The following is a 21,059-nucleotide window of genomic DNA, read 5'->3' on the forward strand; positions in this document are numbered from 1 at the left end:
ACGCGGCCTAGATTTTTGTAAATCCCATCCAAATTCGGATATTCGCAATGAAAACTGGTAAAGAACTGAAACCCGGTACCGTGATCCGTCTCGAAAACGATCCTTGGCTGGTTCAGAAAGCTGAATTCACCAAGTCGGGTCGTAACAGCGCGATCATGAAGACCAAGCTGAAGAACCTGCTGACCGGTTACAAGACCGAGATCGTTTACAGCGCCGACGACAAACTGGACGACGTAATCCTCGACCGCAAAGAAGCGACCCTGTCCTTCATCAGCGGCGACACCTACACGTTCATGGACACCTCCGACTACACCATGTACGAGCTGAACGCTGACGATATCGAAGCCGTTCTGCCGTTCATCGAAGAAGGCATGGAAGACGTTTGCGAAGCCGTGTTCTTCGAAGGCCGTCTGGTTTCCGTTGAGCTGCCGACCACCATCGTGCGTCAGGTTGACTACACCGAAGGTTCCGCTCGCGGCGACACTTCCGGCAAGGTAATGAAGCCTGCCAAACTGAAGAACGGTACCGAACTGTCGGTTGCTGACTTCATCGAAATCGGCGACATGATCGAGATCGATACCCGCGAAGGCGGTTCCTACAAAGGCCGTGCTAAATAAGCACCGCTTCAGGAATGAAAAAGCCCGACCATCGAGTCGGGCTTTTTTTGGTGCGCCAGGCATGGCGCGTTGCGCGAAGCGCAACCAGCTTGGCTGTGGTGGTCATGCTGGTGACTTGGAGGTGAAAGTCCTCTACACACCCGGCAAGGGGAAGTGTTAGCCAGAGGCAAGGGTGTCGCGGGCGACTGCGAATCTGAAGGAAGCCCGAGGCAAAATGCTGGCCTGACGAACAGGAAGCGGATTAGGCGGTGCAGCGGGGTAAGGTAGCCAAAATTGCCAAAGCCCAATACTTGCACGGAACGCTGTGACGTAGATCCGACAGGCATAAGCAGGAAGGTCGCGCGAATTACCCTGGGAGATCTGTACGTTTGCCACTGTGCTACCGAGCGTCGAGAGGCGACGGGATGAACCTGCAGAAGTTAGCCGAGGCCGTAGTAAGTGGCGGAAAAAAACCACGCCACCAAGGGCCGAACAGGTTATGCCGCCAGTAGGCGTCACAGTCTCGTTGAATACCGAAATGCAGAAATTTCTCCCAGAGAAGACTGTTACTCCGAGTCCCGGACAGAATCCGAGGATGACGGCTGACAGCGCACAGGTATCAGCGGCGTCTGTGGCGTGGACGAACGCGGAGCCGGACACGCTGATGGAGCGGGTGCTTGCACCGGCTAACCTCAAGCGTGGGTATCAACGCGTAGTCAGCAACAAGGGCGCACCGGGTGCCGACGGCATGACGGTCGCCGAATTGGCGGGCTACGTGAAGCAGTATTGGCCGACTCTCAAGGCTCGGTTGCTGGTCGGCGAGTATCACCCGCAAGGTGTGCGCGCCGTTGACATCCCCAAACCCAAAGGCGGAACACGGCAGCTGGGCATTCCCTGCGTCGTGGATCGCCTTATCCAACAGGCCCTGCTGCAACAGCTCACGCCGATCTTCGACCCCCTGTTCTCGGATTACAGCTACGGCTTCCGTCCGGGCAGAAGCGCTCACCAAGCCATCGAAACCGCCCGTACCCACGTGGCGGCAGGTCACCGCTGGTGCGTGGAACTCGATCTGGAGAAGTTCTTTGATCGGATCAACCACGATGTCTTGATGGTCTGCATCGAGCGCCAAATCGAAGACAAACGTGTGCTCACGCTGATCCGTCGCTATCTCGAAGCGGGAACGATGTCGGGTGGACTCGTCAGCCGACGACAGGAAGGGGCGCCGCAAGGCGGGCCGCTCTCGCCGTTGCTATCGAACATCCTGCTCAACGAACTCGACCGCGAGCTGGAACGGCGGGGGCATCGCTTTGTGCGTTATGCCGATGATGCGAACATCTATGTGCGCAGTCGCCGTGCCGGCGAACGAGTGATGGCCGGCGTCGAGCGCTTCCTGAATCAGCGCCTTAAATTGACGCTGAACCGGGAAAAGAGCCGCGTGGCACGGCCTTGGGTCTGTGATTGCTTGGGCTATGGGATGAGCTTGCATCGCCAGCCGAGGTTAAGAGTGGCGACGATGAGTCTGGGTCGCTTACGCGACCGACTCAGAGATCTGCTGCGTGGAGCGCGGGGTCGAAAGTTGTCGGATGTCATCGAGCAACTAAACCCTGTACTGCGTGGCTGGGCCGGTTACTTCAGACTCAGTCAAAGCAAAGGCTCCCTTGAAAATCTAGATGGATGGGTACACCGAAAACTTCGTTGTGTCGTGTGGCGCCACTGGAAGCTGCCTTCTACGAGGGCTCGCAACTTGATGCGTGCAGGACTCAACGAAGCCCGGGCCTGTCACTCGGCCTTCAATGGCCGAGGCCCTTGGTGGAACTCTGGAGCATCCCATATGAATCGGGCACTGCCCAAGAAACAATGGGATGCGCTGGGCCTAGTCTCAATACTGGATACGATCAATCGGCTTAGTCGCATAGCCTGAACCGCCGTATACGGAACCGTATGTACGGTGGTGTGAGAGGACGGCGGATGTAAATCCGCCTCCTACTCGATCCTGTGCTTTATTTCAGGTGTTCCTTGAGCTCTTGCGAAGCCTGCAACATTGCTGAACGCACCGCCGGCACCTGACTCACCACGTTGAGCAAACCGTAGTCGTGGATCATGCCGTTATAGCGAGCCGAGGTCACCGGCACGCCGGCCTCATCGAGTTTGCGGGCGTAGGCTTCACCCTCGTCGCGCAGTACGTCGGCGCCTGCGGTTTGCACCAGAGCCGGTGGCAAGTCTTTGAGTTGCGCCGGGGTTGCCCGCAACGGTGAGGCGTAGATCTCGTTACGTTGCTTGGCGTCGGTGGTGTAGTTGTCCCAGAACCACTTCATCATGTTTTTGGTGAGGAAGTGCCCCTCGGCATACTGGTTGTAGGAACCGGTATCGAAGTTGGCATCGGTCACCGGCCAGAGCAGCACCTGGAACTTGATCGCCGGTGTGCCCTTGTCTTTGGCCATCAGGGCGACCACGGCGGCCATGTTGCCGCCGACGCTGTTGCCCGCCACGGCCAAGCGTTTGCCATCGACGTTGATCTCTTTGCCGTGCTCGGCCACCCATTTGGTCGCGGCGTAAGCCTGGTTGATCGCCACCGGGTAATGCGCTTCCGGCGACGGAGTGTAATTGACGAAAACCGCTGCGGCACCCGAACCGACAACCAGGTCCCGAACCAGTCGTTCGTGGGTCGGGAAATCCCCCAGTACCCAGCCACCACCGTGGAAGAACATGAACACCGGCAATTCACCCTTGACCCCGGCCGGACGGACGATGGTCAGGCTCAGCGGTTGACCGTCGACCTGAATGGTCTTCTGGCTGATATCGGCTTTTGGCAGCGTCAGCTTGACTCCGGCCTGCGCACCCACCAGCACGGCGCGGGCATCGGCAGGTGTCATCTGCTCCATCGGCTTGCCGGTGCCGGCGTTCAGCACATCAAGAAATGCCTGGGTGTTGTGTTCAACGTCGCCGGCAAAAGCGCTGTGGACGGACAGGGCGAGAAGGGTACCGGTCAAGACTTTGCTGAAAGTGTTCATGTTCATTTCCTGTTCGGGCCTGAGTGGATATCAGTGGGTTAGACGGTGACGTGCAGGCGCACTTCGACGTTGCTGCGGGTGGCGTTGGAGTACGGGCAGACCTGGTGGGCAGCGTCGACCAGGGTTTGCGCGTCGGCCTGTTCAAGACCTGGCAGGCTGATGTGCAGGTCGATGTCCAGACCGAAACCGCCAGGGATTTGGCCGATGCCGACGTGTGCGGTGATCGACGCGTCGTTAGGGATGCTGCGCTTGGTCTGGCTGGCGACGAATTTCAGGGCGCCGATGAAGCAGGCCGAGTAGCCGGCTGCGAACAGTTGTTCAGGGTTGGTTGCCGCACCGCCAGCACCGCCAAGTTCTTTTGGGGTAGCGAGTTTGACATCGAGAATGTTGTCACTGGAAATCGCACGACCGTCACGGCCACCGGTGGAAGTTGCGATTGCGGTGTAGAGAGTTTGCATGGTGAAAGCCTCGTTCAGGTTTAGTAGTTTGCGCTAAATGTTTGCGCGCTAATTAAGTACGGAGTGAATGTATCGCGCTAATGTTTAGTGCGCAAGATAAACTTTTGAAGAAAATTGAAAAAATAAAAAAGCGACCAGGGCTTTCGCCTTGAATCGTTGATTTAGAGCGGTCGAAGGGGGAGTTTTTTTCAGCAGGAAATTTTCAGTAGGAGGGCGCGAACCTGATGTATTGCTTCAACGCAGAACAAATGTAGGAGCGAGCCTGCTCGCGATGGCGGCGTGTCAGTCAACACAGGGGCTGAATGTGACACCGCAATCGCGAGCAGGCTCGCGCAGGGGATCTTCGGTGGATTGAAGGTCAGAGGCTGTCTTGCAGGTGACGACGCAGCTCTTGCAGCTCCGCTTGCAGCTTCTGCAATCGCTCCAGGGTCATGCCGCTGGCGCCGAGGATGCACTGGGGAATGCCGCGTGCCTTATCGCGCAAGGCGCGACCTTTTTCGGTGAGCTCGATGATCACCACACGCTCGTCCTCACGGCTGCGGGTGCGGCTGAGCACACCTTCGACTTCCAGGCGTTTGAGCAGCGGCGTGAGCGAGCCGGGATCGGTCAGCAAGCGAGCGCTGATTTCGCCTACGGTCAAACCGTCTTGTTCCCACAGCACCATCATCGCCAGATATTGCGGATACGTCAGGCCCAACGCCTGCAACAAGGGTTTGTAGACCTTGGTCATCATCAGCGAAGTGGAGTGCAGGGCGAAGCAGGCCTGGTTGTCCAGCAGCAGGTCGTCGCAGTTGTCCGGAGTGTTGCGCTCGGTGGTCATTTCAAAGCCTTCGATCAGTGATCGTCATGAATCTAGCGGGCAAATCTTTAATGCGCCAGATAATTCTGGACTAATGGTGGTGCAGTTGGCTTTGCAGCACCAGATCCCACGGTGGAATGGGGCTGAAGCGGGTTTTCAGGTACTCCAGCAGCAGCCGGCTGCGGGAATTGGGTTGCTGCTGCAGGCGCAAGGCATAGATCCCGGCGCTCTCCGGTTTGGGCAGGCCGTTTTCGCAGAACAGCGGCACCAGTTCACCGCGCAACAGGTATTCGCTGGCGAGCCACGTCGGCAAGTGCGCAATGCCCAAACCGGCCAACGCGCCACAGACCAGTGCTTCGGCATTGTTGGCGCTCATGCGCACGCGCGACGGGCGATGCAGTTGCATCTGGCCGTCTCGTTCGAAGCGCCAGGCAAAGGGTGGGGCGAGGCCGTCCCAGTCGAGGCCGTCGTGTCCAGTCAGCTGCGCCGGGTCGGTGGGTACGCCACGGCGCTGCAAGTAGTCCGGGCTGGCGCAGGCGATGCGCACTATGCTGGCCAGCGGTGTGGCGACCAAACGGGTGTCGGCCATTTGCCCGGCGCGCAGCACCAGATCGACCTTGCCAAGGTTCAAGCCCTGCATGTCGACGAAACTGTCGATCAGATGTAGCTGCACGTCGAGGCCGGGATAGAGCATCAGAAAGTCGGCAATCACCGGCGCCAGATGCCGTCGTCCGAACGCGGCCGGAGCATCAATTCGAATCAGGCCTTCCGGCTCGCTGCTCAGCGACACCGCCTCGGCACGGGCCAAACGCAATTCCGCGACGATGCGCCGCGCGCGCTCAGCAAACGCCAACCCCGCCGGTGTGGCGCGTACCGCATGGGTGCTGCGAATGAACAACTGACTGCCGACTGCGCTTTCGAGACTATCGATACGCCGGGCTACCGCTGAGGGGGTCAGTGGATGACGACGTGACGCGGCGGAAAAGCTGCCGGTTTCCAGCACGTCGAGAAAAATGCCCAGTTGTTCGGTCAGTTGATTCGGGTTCATGGTGGACCTGAGCTTATGCGAGTTTGGCAAAGCCATTGTGCGTTGCTGTGCGTTTCCGTGCCATAACCAACTGCGTAGGATGAACGGCCTGATGTGGGAGGAAATCGCGGTGATTGAGTTTTTGATGTATCTGGTCTTCGGTGCGGCGTTGGGCACCCTCGGCGGAATCTTTGGCATCGGCGGAGGCCTGATCGCCATTCCGCTGTTGGGCGTGTTGTGTGGTCTTGACCAGCAGATTGCCCAAGGCACAGCGCTGGTGATGGTGGTGCCGAACGTGATGTTGGCGCTGTGCCGCTATCACCAGCGCAACAAAATCGAATTGCGCCACGCGCTGCCGCTGGCCTCCATGGGGTTCTGCTTCGCCTGGATCGGTTCGATCTGGGCGGTGGGTATCGACGCGCAAACCATGCGCATCGGTTTTGTCGCGTTCCTCATCGCGCTGTCGGCCTACAACCTGGTGCGCATGTTCTTCGCCAGCGCGCCGGCTTCTTCACAGATGAACTATTCGTGGCCTTGGCTGGGTGTGCTCGGAGCGGCGTCCGGCACCATGGGCGGATTGTTTGGTGTGGGCGGGGCGGTGGTGGCGACGCCGGTGTTGACCAGCCTGTTCGGCACCACTCAAGTGGTTGCCCAGGGCTTGTCGCTGGCGCTCGCGCTACCGAGTACCGGCGTCACGCTGGTCACTTATGCCGTGCATCATCAGGTGGCCTGGATGATTGGCGTGCCGTTGGCGGTGGGTGGCCTGATGAGCATCAGTTGGGGCGTGAAGGTCGCCCACGCCATGCCGGAACGCGTGCTGCGTGCCCTGTTCTGCGGCTTTCTGGTGCTCAGTGCAGTGATGCTCGCCTTTAAAGTTTGAAGCCGTCGATGATGTGTTCGGCCAGGCATTCAGTGATCGGCGATGGATTGTGCAGGTTGCGCACGAGCATGATGCTGGCCTCGGGCAGCAGCGGCAGATCTTCGGCTTCACCGAGGATGCGCATGTCCGGGGTGATCAGGCTTTCCAGTTGCGCAGTGACCGCCAGGCCTGCGCTGACCACCGCCATAATCGCCGACAGGCTGTCGCTGTTGTACGCCACGCGGTAATCGCGCCCCCGAGCATCCAGGGCATTGCAGGCCCACAAGCGGCAGAAGCAATCACTGTTGAACATCGCCAGCGGCAGCGGTGTTTGTTCGTGGGCGCTATAGCATTGCGCCTCGGCCCAGACAAAACGTTCCTTGCGCAACAACTGGCCAATTTCGCTGCCCGGCTCACGGGTGACGATGGACAGGTCCAGGTCCTGACGCATCAGTAATTGTTTTGATGATTCGCAATGCACTTCGATCTGGATCAGCGGATAGGACTGGGCAAACCGTCGCAGAATCCCCGGCAGAAAACGCATCACATAGTCGTCCGGCGTGCCGATGCGCACGGTGCCGATCATGTCGGGTTCGCGCAAGGTGTTGAACACTTCGCTGTGCAACTTGAGGATGCGCCGCGCATAACCGAGCAGCACCTGGCCTTCAGCGGTGAGCCGCACCTGTCGCCCGTCACGCTGGAACAACTGACGCTGCAACACATCTTCTTCCAGCCGTTTCATCTGCATGCTGACGGCCGACTGGGTGCGATGGACCAATTCCCCGGCGCGGGTAAAACCGCCCTGGTCGGCAATCGCGACAAAGGTGCGCAGCACTTCGGTATCGATAGTCGGGTAGCTCGACATACATCAATCTCCGAGATGGTTGCCATCAGAAACATTTGTTGGATTGATCTTAGACCCGGCGCGATATTGGAGCCATCCAAACGGAGGGCAACAAGATGAAAGGTCAACATGAGTTTCACGGCGCAGAACACCATTCGGTTCACCTGATCTCCGATCTGCTGCACAAGATCAGCCGCTGGTATGAGTTGCATCGCGAGCGCGAACTGCTGGCAAGCTTGAGCGATGAGGCACTGAAGGACATCGGCATGAGTCGGGCGGACGTCGAGAACGAGTCGATCAAGCCGTTCTGGAGCGACCCGATGCATAAATGATCCATCAATAAATGATGAATTCGACGCTACACAAACCACTTACCGGTGAGGTAGGTTGCGAGCAGACAAGGAGATGCTCATGCCCGCAACGTTGTCCTTTACCCTCAAACAGGCTCGGCGTCTGGCACTGGCCGCCCAAGGGTTCAACGGGCGCCAGTCGCCAGCGACGATCAAGGCTTCCGGGCTCAACCGTCTGATCGAGCGGTTGGGTATCCTGCAAATCGATTCCGTCAACGCCGTGGTGCGCTCGCACTACCTTCCACTGTTTTCCCGTCTGGGTTCCTATTCATCTGACTTGCTCGACCAGGCTGCCTGGAGTTCGGGGCGTCGTCGCACGCTGTTTGAATACTGGGGCCATGAAGCGTCGTTGTTGCCCCTGTCGATGTACCCGCTGATGCGCTGGCGCATGCAGCGCGCCACCCGTGGAGAAGACATCTATCAGCAGCTGGCGCGTTTTGGTCGTGAGCAGCAGGACACGATTCGCCGGGTGCTGGCTGCGGTTGAGCAGCAGGGCGCGCTGGGCGCCGGGAGCCTGTCGACCCGCCAGGAACGGGCCGGACCGTGGTGGGACTGGAGCGCGGAAAAACATGCGCTGGAATGGTTGTTCGCCGCGGGGGAAGTGACCGTAGCCGGCCGGCGCAGGTTCGAGCGGCTCTATGATTTGCCGGAACGGGTGATTCCTTCAGCGATTCTTGCGCACCCCTTGCCCGACGAGGCCGAGGCCCAGCGCGGTCTGTTGCTACACGCCGCGACAGCGTTGGGTGTGGGCACCGAGAAAGACTTGCGCGACTATTTCCGCTTGAACCCTTCGGACAGTCGTCCGCGTCTGGCGGAGCTGGTCGAGGCGGGCGAGTTGCTCATTTGCGACGTTCAGGGCTGGAAACAACTCGCTTATTGTCTGCCTGAGCCGAAAGTGCCGCGCAAGGTCGAGGCCAGTGCGTTGCTGTCACCGTTCGATTCGCTGATCTGGGAGCGCAGCCGCACCGAGCGCCTGTTCGATTTTCGCTACCGGCTGGAGATTTACACGCCGCAGGACAAACGGGTCTACGGCTATTACGTGCTGCCGTTTTTGCACAACGAACGGATTGCCGCGCGAGTCGATCTGCGCGCCGAGCGGGCGGCGGGTCGGCTGGCGGTGCATGCGGTGCATGAGGAGGAAACAGGGCTGGATGAAAAGGGGATGCTGGCGTTGGCGGTGCATTTGCGGCGGATGGCGGGTTGGCTGGGGTTGGCGCAGGTTCAGTTGAATTGCCCGCGGGCGAGTGCGGATCGGTTACGGGTGGCACTGGCACAGATTGACGATGACTGAGCTGGCCTCATCGCCAGCAGGCTGGCTCCCACACTGGATCTGTGTCGTACACAAAACCTGTGGGGCTAGCCTGCTAGCGATAGGTGCGACGCGATTTAGCGCCGGACTTGCTTCAAAGTTTCAGCAATCAAAAACGCCAGCTCCAGCGACTGATCGGCATTCATTCGCGGATCGCAATGGGTGTGATAACGATCCGACAAACCGTCTTCGGTAATCGGCCGCGCACCGCCGATGCACTCGGTCACGTTCTGCCCGGTCATCTCGATATGGATACCACCGGCATACGAGCCTTCCGCCTCGTGCACCTGGAAGAACTGTTTCACTTCGCCCAGGATCTGCGCAAAGTCGCGGGTTTTGTAGCCGCTGCTGGCCTTGATGGTGTTGCCGTGCATCGGGTCGGAACTCCACAGCACTTGCTTGCCTTCACGCTGCACCGCGCGAATCAGTTGCGGCAAGTGATCGCCAACCTTGTTCGCGCCCATCCGCGCAATCAGATTCAGGCGACCGGGATCGTTGTCCGGGTTGAGCACGTCGATCAGGCGGATCAGGTCTTCGGGGTTCATGCTCGGGCCGACCTTGACCCCGATCGGGTTGTTCACCCCGCGCAGGAATTCCACGTGGGCGCCGTCGAGTTGGCGGGTGCGGTCGCCGATCCACAGCATGTGAGCCGAGCAGTCGTAGTAATCGTTGGTCAGGCTGTCGCGGCGCACGAAGGCTTCTTCGTAGTTCAGCAGCAGTGCTTCGTGGGCGGTGAAGAAACTGGTTTCGCGCAGTTGCGGCGAGCTGTCCATGCCGCAGGCGCGCATGAACGCCAGGGTTTCATCGATACGATCTGCCAGGTGGCTGTATTTTTCCGCCAGCGCCGAGTTGGCGATGAAATCCAGGTTCCACTTGTGCACTTGATGCAGGTCGGCAAACCCGCCCTGGGCGAAAGCACGCAACAGGTTCAGGGTCGCGGTGGACTGGTGATAGGACTGCAGCAGGCGTTCCGGGTCCGGCACGCGGCTTTTTTCGTCGAAACCGATGCCGTTGACGATATCGCCACGGTAGGCGGGCAGGGTCACGCCATCGATGGTTTCGTCGTTGGCCGAGCGCGGCTTGGCGAACTGCCCGGCCATGCGCCCGACCTTGACCACCGGACAACCGGCCGCAAAGGTCATGACAATCGCCATTTGCAGCAACACTTTGAAGGTGTCACGGATTTTCGCGGCGGAGAACTCGGCGAAGCTTTCGGCACAGTCGCCGCCCTGCAACAGAAATGCGCGGCCCTGGGTCACTTCGGCAAACTGACGACGCAATTCCCGGGCCTCACCGGCAAACACCAGCGGCGGATAGCTGGCCAGCGTTTGCTCGACTTGCTGCAAATGCGCAGCGTCGGGATATTGGGGTTGTTGCTGGATCGGCAAGGCGCGCCAGCTGTCAGGGCTCCAGGGTTGGCTCATCACGGTCTCTAATGTTTTACGCTCGGGCAACCATGTTATCAGCAATTAGTGCGTGACCTGTTCCCGTCGCTTCGCGGACAATCGCGCCTTTGCCGCAGCCTGTTCGCGGTTTGATTGCGTCGCTGCTTACGGTGACGATCGGGAGACGAAATGACTGAGGAGCGCGTCGAGCATTTGCTCGCCGAGGTGCAGGATGAATTTGGCGTGATTCGGGTGCTGGAAGTGGCCGACTACCGTTTTCTCGAATTCGGTGATGCCATTGAGCAAAGCTGTGTGTTCACCGCCGATCCGAGCTGGCTCGAATACGACTACACCCGGGCGATGCTGATCGGTGCCTTGTGTCATGAACAACCGGAAACCGCGCTGTTCCTTGGTCTCGGCGCCGGTACGCTGACCCAGGCTTGCCTCAAGTTCCTGCCGCTGGAAGATGTCGAAGCCATCGAGTTGCGCCCGGATGTACCGCGCCTGGCCATCGAATACCTGGGTCTGGATGACGACCCACGCCTGTATATCCGCGTGGGCGATGCGCTGGAGCTGCTGGACACCGCCGAGCCCGCGGACCTGATTTTCGTCGACCTTTATACCGACATCGGCCCGGGCGTTGGGCATCTGGCCTGGACCTTCCTGGAAAACTGCCAGAAACGCCTGAATCCGGGTGGCTGGCTGGTGATCAACCAATGGGCCACCGACGATGGCAAGCCGCTGGGCGCTGCGTTACTGCGCGGGCTCTATCATCGGCACTATTGGGAGCTGCCGGTGAAGGAGGGCAATGTGATTCTGATTGTACCTTCGGAGCTGGATCAGGAGCTGGATATGGAAGGCCTTGTTGCCCGGGCTGAAGCGTTGGCGCCGCGCCTGGGGTATTCATTGCAGACATTGATCAAGTGCATTCGCCCGGCGACATAAGGAATACAACCGCAGCTACACGGATTTCAGCAACCTTTGAACACGCCGGGCCGCCGCTCCACCAGCGAGCGCACCCCCTCCTGCGCATCCTCACTGGTCAGCAACTTCTTCACCAGCGTCGGTAATCCTTGTGCCGCAGCGGTTTCCCCTTCGTAACGCGCCTGCCGGGCCGACATCAGCGTCGCCTGAACCCCCAGCGGCGCCTGTCGTGCGATTCGCTCGGCCAACTCAATCGCCCTAGGCAGCAAGTCTTCACTGGCCATGACTTCCTGCACCAGGCCCAAGTGCAAGGCATCATGGGCATCAAACTCATCCCCGGTCAGCATCCAGCGCATGGCATTGCCCCAACCGGCCACCTGATGCAGGCGCAAAGTGGCACCGCCAAAGGGGAAGATCCCGCGCTGTACTTCCATTTGCGCGAAGCGGGTGTTACTGGCGCACAGGTTGATATCCGCGGCCAGCATCAATTCGATGCCGATGGTCAGGCAATAACCCTGCGCGGCGACGATCACCGGTTTGCTGACCCTGGGCCCGGCGAACACCCCCCAGGGATCGCATCCGCCGGGTGGCGCCTGCCAGCCTTCGGTCAGTGCTGCGCTGGCGTTCACCAGATCCAGCCCGGCGGTGAAATGTTCGCCATGACCAAAGACCACCGCCACTCGCGCCTCACTGTCGGCTTCGAACTCGCCGTAGGCCAGGCTCAGCTCGTTGAGCAGGTCGAGGTCGAAGGCGTTGCGTTTGGCCACCCGGTCCAGGCCGATCAACAGGACGTGACCGCGCTTTTCACGGCTCACACGACTGGTGTTGAGCTCTTTCATGGTGCATTTCCTCGGGCGGGAAGGGGAGTCGGACCAACGGTCCGGATGGTCAGGGTGAATCGTTTTAGCGCCATAACCCGCAAGGCTGGGCCTTTGAAAAATAGACGCTTGCACGATTATCCGCAAAGCCTGTGACAGAACGCCGTACGCGGGAGTTTTGCGATAAAAAAAGCTCCCTTTTTCGGCAAATTCCGGTATAGTGCGCGCCGGCCTTTAGCCGGGCCGCGTTTAGGTAGAGCAATTCCCCGAAGTCAGCTTCGGCTGCACGTCCGTACTGCGGACTCTCCCTTGACGATTCTTTTCATTCATTCGTTTTCGCAAATCCCCGCCGACAAAGCTGCCAGGGCGACTCTTGAGTCTCAACACGGCACGCGCAGCTTTGGAGCATGGGTCTTTGCGGATGCACTTAGAGGCAGACCCATGACCCAGGAAACCGGCGGCTTCGCCGCTTTTAATCTTAATCCGAATATTCTTGCAGCCGTCACCGCGACTGGCTACGAAGAGCCATCGGCTATTCAGCAGCAATCGATCCCGATCATCATGGCCGGTCACGACATGATTGGTCAGGCGCAAACCGGTACGGGTAAAACCGCCGCGTTCGCCCTGCCGATCCTGCATCGCATCGATCCTGCAAAGCGCGAACCGCAAGCCCTGATCCTGGCCCCGACTCGTGAGTTGGCGCTACAAGTTGCAACCGCTTTCGAAACCTACGCCAAGCAAATGCCGGGCGTAACTGTTGTGGCTGTCTACGGCGGCGCGCCGATGGGCCCACAACTGAAAGCAATCCGTAATGGCGCACAGATCGTTGTCGCCACTCCGGGCCGTCTGTGCGACCACCTGCGTCGTGACGAAAAAGTACTGGCGACCGTGAACCACCTGGTTCTCGACGAAGCCGACGAAATGCTCAAGCTGGGCTTCATGGACGACCTGGAAGTTATCTTCAAGGCTCTGCCTGCAACCCGTCAGACCGTATTGTTCTCGGCCACCTTGCCGCAGTCGATCCGTGCCATTGCCGAACGCCACCTGCGCGATCCGCAACACGTAAAGATCCAGACCAAGACCCAGACCGTTACCGCGATCGAACAGGCTCACCTGTTGGTTCACGCTGACCAGAAGACTTCGGCCGTTCTCAGCTTGCTGGAAGTGGAAGATTTCGACGCGCTGATCATGTTCGTGCGTACCAAGCAAGCGACCCTGGACCTGGCCAGTGCCCTGGAAGCCAAAGGCTACAAAGCCGCTGCCCTGAACGGTGACATCGCCCAGAACCAGCGTGAGCGCGTGATCGATTCCCTCAAGGATGGCCGTCTGGACATCGTTGTGGCGACCGACGTTGCTGCTCGTGGCCTGGACGTTCCGCGCATCACTCACGTGTTCAACGTTGACATGCCGTACGACCCAGAGTCCTACGTTCACCGTATCGGCCGTACCGGCCGTGCCGGTCGCGAAGGTCGTGCACTGCTGCTGGTGACTCCACGTGAGCGCCGCATGCTGCAAGTGATCGAGCGTGTAACCGGTCAGAAGGTTGCTGAAGTTCGCCTGCCGGACGCTCAAGCCGTTCTGGATGCACGCATCAAGAAACTGACCAACAGCCTGTCGCCGCTGGTGGCTGATGCCGAATCGACTCACGGTGATCTGCTCGATCGCCTGACCGCCGACATTGGTTGCAGCCCGCGTGCCCTGGCCGCAGCCCTGCTGCGCAAGGCAACCAACGGTCAAGCGCTGAACCTGGCCGCTATCGAGAAAGAGCGTCCACTGGTGCCGAACAACGCACCGCGTGGCGATCGTCCAGAGCGTACCGGTGACCGTCCTGAGCGTGGTGACCGCGAGCGTCGCGCACCAATGCCGCTGGGCGAAGGCCGTGCCCGTTGCCGTACCGCGCTGGGTGCGCGTGACGGTATCGCTGCCAAGAACCTGCTGGGCGCCATCCTTAACGAAGGTGGTCTGGCTCGCGAAGCAATCGGTCGCATCCAGGTGCGTGACAGCTTCAGCCTCGTCGAGCTGCCGGAAGATGGTCTTGAGAAGTTGCTGACCAAGCTGAAGGACACTCGCGTTGCCGGTAAGCAGTTGAAGCTGCGTCGCTACCGCGAAGATTGATCCGCTCTCGGGCTGATTGATCGAACATAAAAAATCCCCGACTGGTTCGGGGATTTTTTTTGGTGCGCCAGGCATGGCGCGTTGCGCGAAGCGCAACCAGCTTGGCTGTGGTGGTCATGCCGGTGACTTGGAGGTGAAAGTCCTCTACACACCCGGCAAGGGGAAGTGTTAGCCAGAGGCAAGGGTGTCGCGGGCGACTGCGAATCTGAAGGAAGCCCGAGGCAAAATGCTGGCCTGACGAACAGGAAGCGGATTAGGCGGTGCAGCGGGGTAAGGTAGCCAAAATTGCCAAAGCCCAATACTTGCACGGAACGCTGTGACGTAGATCCGACAGGCATAAGCAGGAAGGTCGCGCGAATTACCCTGGGAGATCTGTACGTTTGCCACTGTGCTACCGAGCGTCGAGAGGCGGCGGGATGAACGTGCAGAAGTCAGCCGAAGCCGTAGTAAGTGGCGAATAACCCCGTCACCAAGGGCCGAACAGGTTATGCCGCCAGTAGGCGTCAGAGTCTCGTTGAATACCGAAATGCAGAAATTTCTCCCAGAGAAGACTGTTACCCCGAGTTCCGGACAGAATCCGCGGATGACGGCTGACAGCGCACAGGTATCAGCGGCGTCTGTGGCGTGGACGAACGCGGAGCCGGACACGCTGATGGAGCGGGTGCTTGCACCGGCTAACCTCAAGCGTGGGTATCAACGCGTAGTCAGCAACAAGGGTGCACCGGGTGCCGACGGCATGACGGTCGCCGAATTGGCGGGCTACGTGAAGCAGTATTGGCCGACTCTCAAGGCTCGGTTGCTGGTCGGCGAGTATCACCCGCAAGGTGTGCGCGCCGTTGACATCCCCAAACCCAAAGGCGGAACACGGCAGCTGGGCATTCCCTGCGTCGTGGATCGCCTTATCCAACAGGCCCTGCTGCAACAGCTCACGCCGATCTTCGACCCCCTGTTCTCGGATTACAGCTACGGCTTCCGTCCGGGCAGAAGCGCTCACCAAGCCATCGAAACCGCCCGTACCCACGTGGCGGCAGGTCACCGCTGGTGCGTGGAACTCGATCTGGAGAAATTCTTTGATCGGATCAACCACGATGTCTTGATGGTCTGCATCGAGCGCCAAATCGAAGACAAACGTGTGCTCACGCTGATCCGTCGCTATCTCGAAGCGGGAGCGATGTCGGGTGGACTCGTCAGCCGACGACAGGAAGGGGCGCCGCAAGGCGGGCCGCTCTCGCCGTTGCTGTCGAACATCCTGCTCAACGAACTCGACCGCGAGCTGGAACGGCGGGGGCATCGCTTTGTGCGTTATGCCGATGATGCGAACATCTATGTGCGCAGTCGCCGTGCCGGCGAACGAGTGATGGCCGGCGTCGAGCGCTTCCTGAATCAGCGCCTTAAATTGACGCTGAACCGGGAAAAGAGCCGCGTGGCACGGCCTTGGGTCTGTGATTGCTTGGGCTATGGGATGAGCTTGCATCGCCAGCCGAGGTTAAGAGTGGCGACGATGAGTCTGGGTCGCTTACGCGACCGACTCAGAGATCTGCTGCGTGGAGCGCGGGGTCGAAAGTTGTCGGATGTCATCGAGCAACTAAACCCTGTACTGCGTGGCTGGGCCGGTTACTTCAGACTCAGTCAAAGCAAAGGCTCCCTTGAAAATCTAGATGGATGGGTACGCCGAAAACTTCGTTGTGTCGTGTGGCGCCACTGGAAGCTGCCTTCTACGAGGGCTCGCAACTTGATGCGTGCAGGACTCAACGAAGCCCGGGCCTGTCACTCGGCCTTCAATGGCCGAGGCCCTTGGTGGAACTCTGGAGCATCCCATATGAATCGGGCACTGCCCAAGAAACAATGGGATGCGCTGGGCCTAGTCTCAATACTGGATACGATCAATCGGCTTAGTCGCATAGCCTGAACCGCCGTATACGGAACCGTATGTACGGTGGTGTGAGAGGACGGCGGATGTAAATCCGCCTCCTACTCGATCCTGCGTAAAAGCTTCAACCGAAGCGATAGATGTCCATGCCCAGCGCACCCATGGTGAACCCTTTGTGGGCAACGCTGAAGTCACCTCCGGCACCGCGGGCAAAGTACAGCGGCAACAAATGCTCATCGCTGGGGTGGTTGCGCACGGCGTTCGGTGCTTGTTGGCGATAATCATGCAGGGCCGCTTCGTCGTTCGCCGCCAGCTTCTCGATCATCCAGTCGCGGAAGGCCTGTGCCCACGGCTCGACGCTTTCCGGGCCGGCATGCCAGTCCAGTTCACGAAGGTTGTGGGTGATGCTGCCGGAGCCGATCAGCAGCACGCCGTGTCCGCGCAGGCTGGCCAGGGCATGACCGACGCGGGTTTGCAGGGCGGGACCGCCTCGGGTGGGCAGCGAGACCTGGACAATCGGGATATCCGCCTGGGGGTACATCAAGGACAAAGGCACCCAAACGCCATGATCGAACGGTCGCCGGGTATCGATGCGAGTCGCAAGGTCGGCGGCGTTCAACAGTTCGACAACCTCTGCGGCCAGTTGAGGTTCGCCAGGCGCTGGGTACTGCACTTCGAACAGAGCCCTTGGAAAACCACCAAAGTCATGCCAGGTTTCGGGCTGAGGATTGCCGCTGACTAATAGCTCATGGCTTTCCCAGTGCGCGGAAACGATCACGATGGCTTTGGGTTTGGGCATTTCTGCCGCCAGACGAGCCAACGCCGGTCCACTGGCACCCGGTTCCAGCGCAAGCATCGGGGAGCCATGGGATATGTACAGGCTGGGGAACATGAATGAGCTCCTGAGAGTTAAGATGCACCATATTCAGTCAGATCATTGATCTAAATCTAATATAAGTTTTAGGGTGTTTTGATCGAATTTTCGGGGTTATTTATGCAGCCGGAGTTTTGGCACAAGAAGTGGGCGTCGAATCAGATCGGCTTTCATCTGCCGCAGGTGAACCCTCATCTGAAGCGGTTCTGGCCAGCATTAAGCCTTGAAGAAGGTGCACGTGTGTTGGTGCCATTATGTGGGAAAAGTCTGGATTTGCTGTGGCTCGCCCATCAAGGCCACGAGGTTTTGGGGGTAGAACTGTCGGAAAAAGCCGTCGAAGAGTTTTTCAGTGAACATGGCTTTGATCCGGCCGTCAGCGAGCAGGGGGCGTTCAAGGTTTATCGGGCAGGTTCCATTGAGCTGTGGTGCGGCGATTTCTTCGAGCTGACGGCAGGCGATGTTGCCGATTGCTCTGCGCTTTATGATCGTGCGGCGCTGATCGCGCTGCCGGGGGAAATGCGAGAGCGCTATTGCGTCCATTTGACGCGGATACTGCCGAAGGCGTCTCTCGGACTGCTGATTACACTGGACTATGACCAATCGCAAATGTCCGGTCCGCCATTTGCCGTGCTCGATGAAGAAGTGCAGCGGTTGTTCGCGGCTTCATGGGGGCTGAAGATCCTGGAAGATCGGGATGTGCTGAGCGAGAGCGGGAAATTCCTGGAGGCGGGTATCACCCGGCTTGAGGAGCGGGTGTACCGGGTTTCCACTCGCTAAAAGACAGTTGTCTGTGCGGGTCTCGGCAGATAAAAAAAGGCCCGCATCGCTGCGGGCCTTTTGCTTGTGCGCCAGGCATGGCGCGTTGCGCGTAAGCGCAACCAGCTTGGCTGTGGTGGCCTCGCTGGTGACTTGGAGGTGAAAGTCCTCTACACACCCGGCAAGGGGAAGTGTTAGCCGAAGGCAAGGGTGTCGCGGGCGACTGCGAATCTGAAGGAAGCCCGAGGCAAAATGCTGGCCTGACGAACAGGAAGCGGATTAGGCGGTGCAGCGGGGTAAGGTAGCCAAAATTGCCAAAGCCCAATACTTGCACGGAACGCTGTGACGTAGATCCGACAGGCATAAGCAGGAAGGTCGCGCGAATTACCCTGGGAGATCTGCAGGTTTGCCACTGTGCTACCGAGCGTCGAGAGGCGACGGGATGAACCTGCAGAAGTCAGCCGAGGCCGTAGTAAGTGGCGGAAAAAAAACCACGCCACCAAGGGCCGAACAGGTCATGCCGCCAGTAGGCGTCACAGTCTCGTTGAATACCGAAATGCAGAAATTTCTCCCAGAGAAGACTGTTACTCCGAGTCCCGGACAGAGTCCGAGGATGACGGCTGACAGCGCACAGGTATCGACGGCGTCTGTGACGTGGACGAAAGCGGAGCCGGACACGTTGATGGAGCGAGTGCTTGCATCCGCCAACCTCAGGCGTGCGTATCAACGCGTAGTCAGCAACAAGGGCGCGCCGGGTGCCGATGGCATGACGGTCGAGCAGTTGGCAGGCTACGTGAAACAGTATTGGCCGATCTTCAAGACTCGGTTGCTGGCCGGCGAGTACTACCCGCAAGGTGTACGCGCCGTCGAGATTCCCAAACCCCAAGGCGGCACCCGACAACTGGGCATTCCCAGCGTTGTGGATCGCCTGATCCAACAAGCTTTGCTGCAACAGCTCACGCCGATCTTCGATCCTCTGTTCTCGGACTATAGCTACGGTTTTCGTCCGGGCAGAAGCGCTCATCAAGCCATTGAAACCGCTCGCGGCCATGTGACAGTGGGTCACCGCTGGTGCGTGGAACTCGATTTGGAAAAGTTCTTCGATCGGGTCAATCACGATGTATTGATGGCCTACATCGAGCGTCAAATCGAAGACAAGCGTGTGCTCACGCTGATCCGTCGCTATCTCGAAGCGGGAACGATGTCGGGCGGGCTCGTCAGCCGACGGCAGGAAGGGACGCCGCAAGGCGGCCCACTGTCGCCGTTGTTGTCGAATATCCTGCTCAACGAACTCGACCATGAGTTAGAGCGACGGGGCCATCGATTCGTGCGCTATGCCGATGATGCGAACATCTATGTGCGCAGCCAACGGGCAGGCGAACGAGTGATGGCTGGCGTTGAGCGCTTCCTGAGACAGCGCCCGAAACTGACGCTGAACCGGGAAAAGAGCCGAGTAGCCGGGTCGTGGATGTGTGATTACCTGGGCTACGGGATGAGCTGGCATCAACAGCCGAGACTGAGAGTGGCGACGATGAGTCTGAATCGCCTACGCGACCGACTTAGAAGCCTGCTGCGTGCAACGCGGAGCCGCAAGATGGCGAACGTCATCGAACGGATAAACCCCGTACTGCGCGGTTGGGCAGGCTATTTCAAGCTAAGTCAGAGCAAGCGGGCACTTGAGACACTGGATGGGTGGGTGCGACATAAACTTCGCTGTATCATCTGGCGCCAATGGAAGCAGCCCTCTACGAGGGCCCGCAACTTGATGCGCTTGGGACTCAACGAGGCGCGTGCTTGTAACTCGGCATTCAATGGTCGAGGCCCTTGGTGGAACTCCGGAGCCCCCCATATGAATCAGGCGCTGCCGAAGAAACTATGGGATCGACTCGGGCTGGTCTCGATACTGGATACGATAACCCGGCTTAACCGCTAAACCTGAACCGCCGTATACGGAACCGTACGTACGGTGGTGTGAGAGGACGGCGGATGTGAATCCGCCTCCTACTCGATTGCTGTGGAGTCGCTTAGCCCCGACGACGAGCCAGGGCGTCGATACGCTCTTCCAGCGGCGGGTGGCTCATGAACATGCGTGCGAATCCTTGCTTGATGCCACCGTTGATGCCGAAGGCGTTCAAGGTGTCGGGCATGTGCACCGGCAGGCCTTGTTCGGCACGCAGGCGTTGCAGGGCGCCAATCATCGCGGCCGTACCGGCCAGGTTTGCACCGGCCTCGTCAGCGCGGAATTCGCGTTTGCGCGAGAACCACATCACGATGGCGCTGGCCAGGATGCCCAGGACCAGTTCGGCGACGATGGTCGCGACGTAGTAGGCGATGCCCTGGCCTTCTTCGTTCTTGAAGATCACCTTGTCGACAAAGTTGCCGATGATCCGGGCGAAGAACATCACGAAGGTGTTCACCACGCCCTGGATCAACGCCAGGGTCACCATGTCGCCGTTGGCCACGTGGCCGATTTCGTGGGCCAGAACGGCTTTCACTTCATCCGGCGAGAAGCGCTCGAGCAAGCCCTGGCTGACCGCGACCAACGCGTCGTTCTTGTTCCAGCCGGTGGCGAAGGCGTTGGCCTCGTAGGCCGGAAAAATCCCGACTTCGGGCATCTTGATCCCGGCTTCGCGGGACAGTTGCTCGACGGTTTGCAGCAGCCATTGCTCGTGACGAGTGCGTGGCTGGGTGATGATCTGGGTGCTGGTGCTCATCTTCGCCATCCACTTGGAGATGAACAGCGAGAACAAGGAACCGGCGAAACCAAAGACCGCACAGAAAATCAGCAGCTGATTGAGGTTGAGGTCAACCCCATTGGCCGCCATGAACCCGTTGAAGCCGAAAAGGCTCAGGGTGATGCTGGCAATCAGCACGACCGCCAGGTTAGTGGCCAAAAACAGCAGGATGCGCATCATGGTTGTAGAAATCTCCTTATGCTAAAGATGTAGCGTACTGCGGGGTTATATAAGGTGCTGCACCGGGGTATTCAACCGGGTGACTATTTCAAACTGTGTCCTACGGCAATAGCTTAGTCGCTTGAAGGACTTTTCCGATGGCGCAGAGG

Annotated in this window: 19 protein-coding genes; 10 read left to right on the forward strand and 9 right to left on the reverse strand. The window is 59.3% G+C overall.

All coding sequences use genetic code 11. The features are described 5' to 3' along the window. Positions 1–47: 47 nt before the first annotated feature. Entirely contained in the window at positions 48–617 is a 570-nt protein-coding gene (locus ACNYC6_RS22095) for an elongation factor P (RefSeq protein WP_075949301.1), read from the forward strand. Between the two features lie 478 nt (positions 618–1,095). Continuing rightward, positions 1,096–2,517, forward strand: a complete 1,422-nt coding sequence (gene ltrA / locus ACNYC6_RS22100) for a group II intron reverse transcriptase/maturase (protein ID WP_419709149.1) — start codon at positions 1,096–1,098, stop codon at positions 2,515–2,517. Between the two features lie 79 nt (positions 2,518–2,596). Here the strand turns inward: ltrA (ACNYC6_RS22100) and ACNYC6_RS22105 are convergent, their stop codons facing one another. The 4 genes from ACNYC6_RS22105 to ACNYC6_RS22120 all read right to left on the reverse strand — a co-directional run bounded on the left by ACNYC6_RS22105 (position 2,597) and on the right by ACNYC6_RS22120 (position 5,912). Further along, positions 2,597–3,607 (reverse strand): alpha/beta hydrolase fold domain-containing protein, encoded by a 1,011-nt coding sequence (locus tag ACNYC6_RS22105; RefSeq protein ID WP_419709150.1) that lies wholly within the window; start codon positions 3,605–3,607, stop codon positions 2,597–2,599. Between the two features lie 38 nt (positions 3,608–3,645). After that, positions 3,646–4,065 (reverse strand): organic hydroperoxide resistance protein, encoded by a 420-nt coding sequence (locus ACNYC6_RS22110; protein ID WP_419709151.1) that lies wholly within the window; start codon positions 4,063–4,065, stop codon positions 3,646–3,648. A gap of 358 nt (positions 4,066–4,423) precedes the next feature. After that, a complete protein-coding gene (locus tag ACNYC6_RS22115) occupies positions 4,424–4,885 on the reverse strand; it encodes a MarR family transcriptional regulator (RefSeq protein WP_338582257.1) in 462 nt (153 codons plus the stop codon). A gap of 70 nt (positions 4,886–4,955) precedes the next feature. Then, entirely contained in the window at positions 4,956–5,912 is a 957-nt protein-coding gene (locus tag ACNYC6_RS22120; RefSeq protein WP_419709152.1) for a LysR family transcriptional regulator, read from the reverse strand. A gap of 109 nt (positions 5,913–6,021) precedes the next feature. Between ACNYC6_RS22120 and ACNYC6_RS22125 the strand changes: the two genes are divergently transcribed. Beyond that, positions 6,022–6,771: a sulfite exporter TauE/SafE family protein gene (locus tag ACNYC6_RS22125; RefSeq protein WP_419712998.1), complete on the forward strand. Its 750-nt coding sequence runs from the start codon at positions 6,022–6,024 to the stop codon at positions 6,769–6,771. Here the strand turns inward: ACNYC6_RS22125 and ACNYC6_RS22130 are convergent. Continuing rightward, positions 6,761–7,615, reverse strand: a complete 855-nt coding sequence (locus ACNYC6_RS22130; RefSeq protein ID WP_419709153.1) for a LysR substrate-binding domain-containing protein — start codon at positions 7,613–7,615, stop codon at positions 6,761–6,763. The two genes, ACNYC6_RS22125 and ACNYC6_RS22130, sit on opposite strands and share 11 nt — an antisense overlap. A gap of 95 nt (positions 7,616–7,710) precedes the next feature. On the opposite strand from ACNYC6_RS22130, the gene ACNYC6_RS22135 reads away from it, so the two are divergent. Further along, positions 7,711–7,926, forward strand: coding sequence for a DUF1127 domain-containing protein (locus ACNYC6_RS22135; protein WP_419709154.1), 216 nt, complete (start codon positions 7,711–7,713; stop codon positions 7,924–7,926). A gap of 79 nt (positions 7,927–8,005) precedes the next feature. Next, complete coding sequence (locus tag ACNYC6_RS22140) at positions 8,006–9,235, forward strand: winged helix-turn-helix domain-containing protein (protein WP_419709155.1); 1,230 nt, start codon at positions 8,006–8,008, stop codon at positions 9,233–9,235. A gap of 95 nt (positions 9,236–9,330) precedes the next feature. Here ACNYC6_RS22140 and ACNYC6_RS22145 read toward each other — a convergent pair whose 3' ends face one another. Then, entirely contained in the window at positions 9,331–10,677 is a 1,347-nt protein-coding gene (locus ACNYC6_RS22145) for a class II 3-deoxy-7-phosphoheptulonate synthase (protein WP_419709156.1), read from the reverse strand. Between the two features lie 150 nt (positions 10,678–10,827). On the opposite strand from ACNYC6_RS22145, the gene ACNYC6_RS22150 reads away from it, so the two are divergent. Next, entirely contained in the window at positions 10,828–11,583 is a 756-nt protein-coding gene (locus ACNYC6_RS22150; protein ID WP_419709157.1) for a spermidine synthase, read from the forward strand. Positions 11,584–11,609: 26 nt separating this feature from the next. On the opposite strand, the gene ACNYC6_RS22155 is transcribed toward ACNYC6_RS22150, so the two are convergent. Then, positions 11,610–12,401, reverse strand: a complete 792-nt coding sequence (locus ACNYC6_RS22155; protein ID WP_419709158.1) for a crotonase/enoyl-CoA hydratase family protein — start codon at positions 12,399–12,401, stop codon at positions 11,610–11,612. Between the two features lie 420 nt (positions 12,402–12,821). Between ACNYC6_RS22155 and ACNYC6_RS22160 the strand changes: the two genes are divergently transcribed. Together ACNYC6_RS22160 and ltrA (ACNYC6_RS22165) are read left to right on the forward strand one after the other, a co-directional pair. Further along, positions 12,822–14,495 (forward strand): DEAD/DEAH box helicase, encoded by a 1,674-nt coding sequence (locus ACNYC6_RS22160; RefSeq protein WP_419709159.1) that lies wholly within the window; start codon positions 12,822–12,824, stop codon positions 14,493–14,495. Positions 14,496–14,982: 487 nt separating this feature from the next. Continuing rightward, complete coding sequence (gene ltrA, locus ACNYC6_RS22165; RefSeq protein WP_419709160.1) at positions 14,983–16,404, forward strand: group II intron reverse transcriptase/maturase; 1,422 nt, start codon at positions 14,983–14,985, stop codon at positions 16,402–16,404. A gap of 85 nt (positions 16,405–16,489) precedes the next feature. On the opposite strand, the gene ACNYC6_RS22170 is transcribed toward ltrA (ACNYC6_RS22165), so the two are convergent. Continuing rightward, on the reverse strand, positions 16,490–17,257 hold the full coding sequence (locus ACNYC6_RS22170; RefSeq protein ID WP_419709161.1) for a DODA-type extradiol aromatic ring-opening family dioxygenase: 768 nt from the start codon (positions 17,255–17,257) through the stop codon (positions 16,490–16,492). A gap of 102 nt (positions 17,258–17,359) precedes the next feature. Between ACNYC6_RS22170 and ACNYC6_RS22175 the strand changes: the two genes are divergently transcribed. Both ACNYC6_RS22175 and ltrA (ACNYC6_RS22180) read left to right on the forward strand, forming a co-directional pair. After that, positions 17,360–18,016 (forward strand): thiopurine S-methyltransferase, encoded by a 657-nt coding sequence (locus ACNYC6_RS22175; protein ID WP_419709162.1) that lies wholly within the window; start codon positions 17,360–17,362, stop codon positions 18,014–18,016. A gap of 496 nt (positions 18,017–18,512) precedes the next feature. Then, positions 18,513–19,928, forward strand: coding sequence for a group II intron reverse transcriptase/maturase (gene ltrA, locus ACNYC6_RS22180; protein WP_419712999.1), 1,416 nt, complete (start codon positions 18,513–18,515; stop codon positions 19,926–19,928). A gap of 91 nt (positions 19,929–20,019) precedes the next feature. Here ltrA (ACNYC6_RS22180) and htpX read toward each other — a convergent pair whose 3' ends face one another. Continuing rightward, positions 20,020–20,910 carry a protease HtpX gene (htpX, locus tag ACNYC6_RS22185; RefSeq protein ID WP_338582242.1) on the reverse strand — a complete coding sequence of 297 codons (891 nt, stop codon included), beginning with the start codon at positions 20,908–20,910 and terminating at the stop codon, positions 20,020–20,022. Between the last annotated feature and the right edge of the window lie 149 nt (positions 20,911–21,059).

This window comes from Pseudomonas sp. NFX224, from assembly GCF_048565165.1.
Classification (GTDB): Bacteria; Pseudomonadota; Gammaproteobacteria; order Pseudomonadales; family Pseudomonadaceae; genus Aquipseudomonas.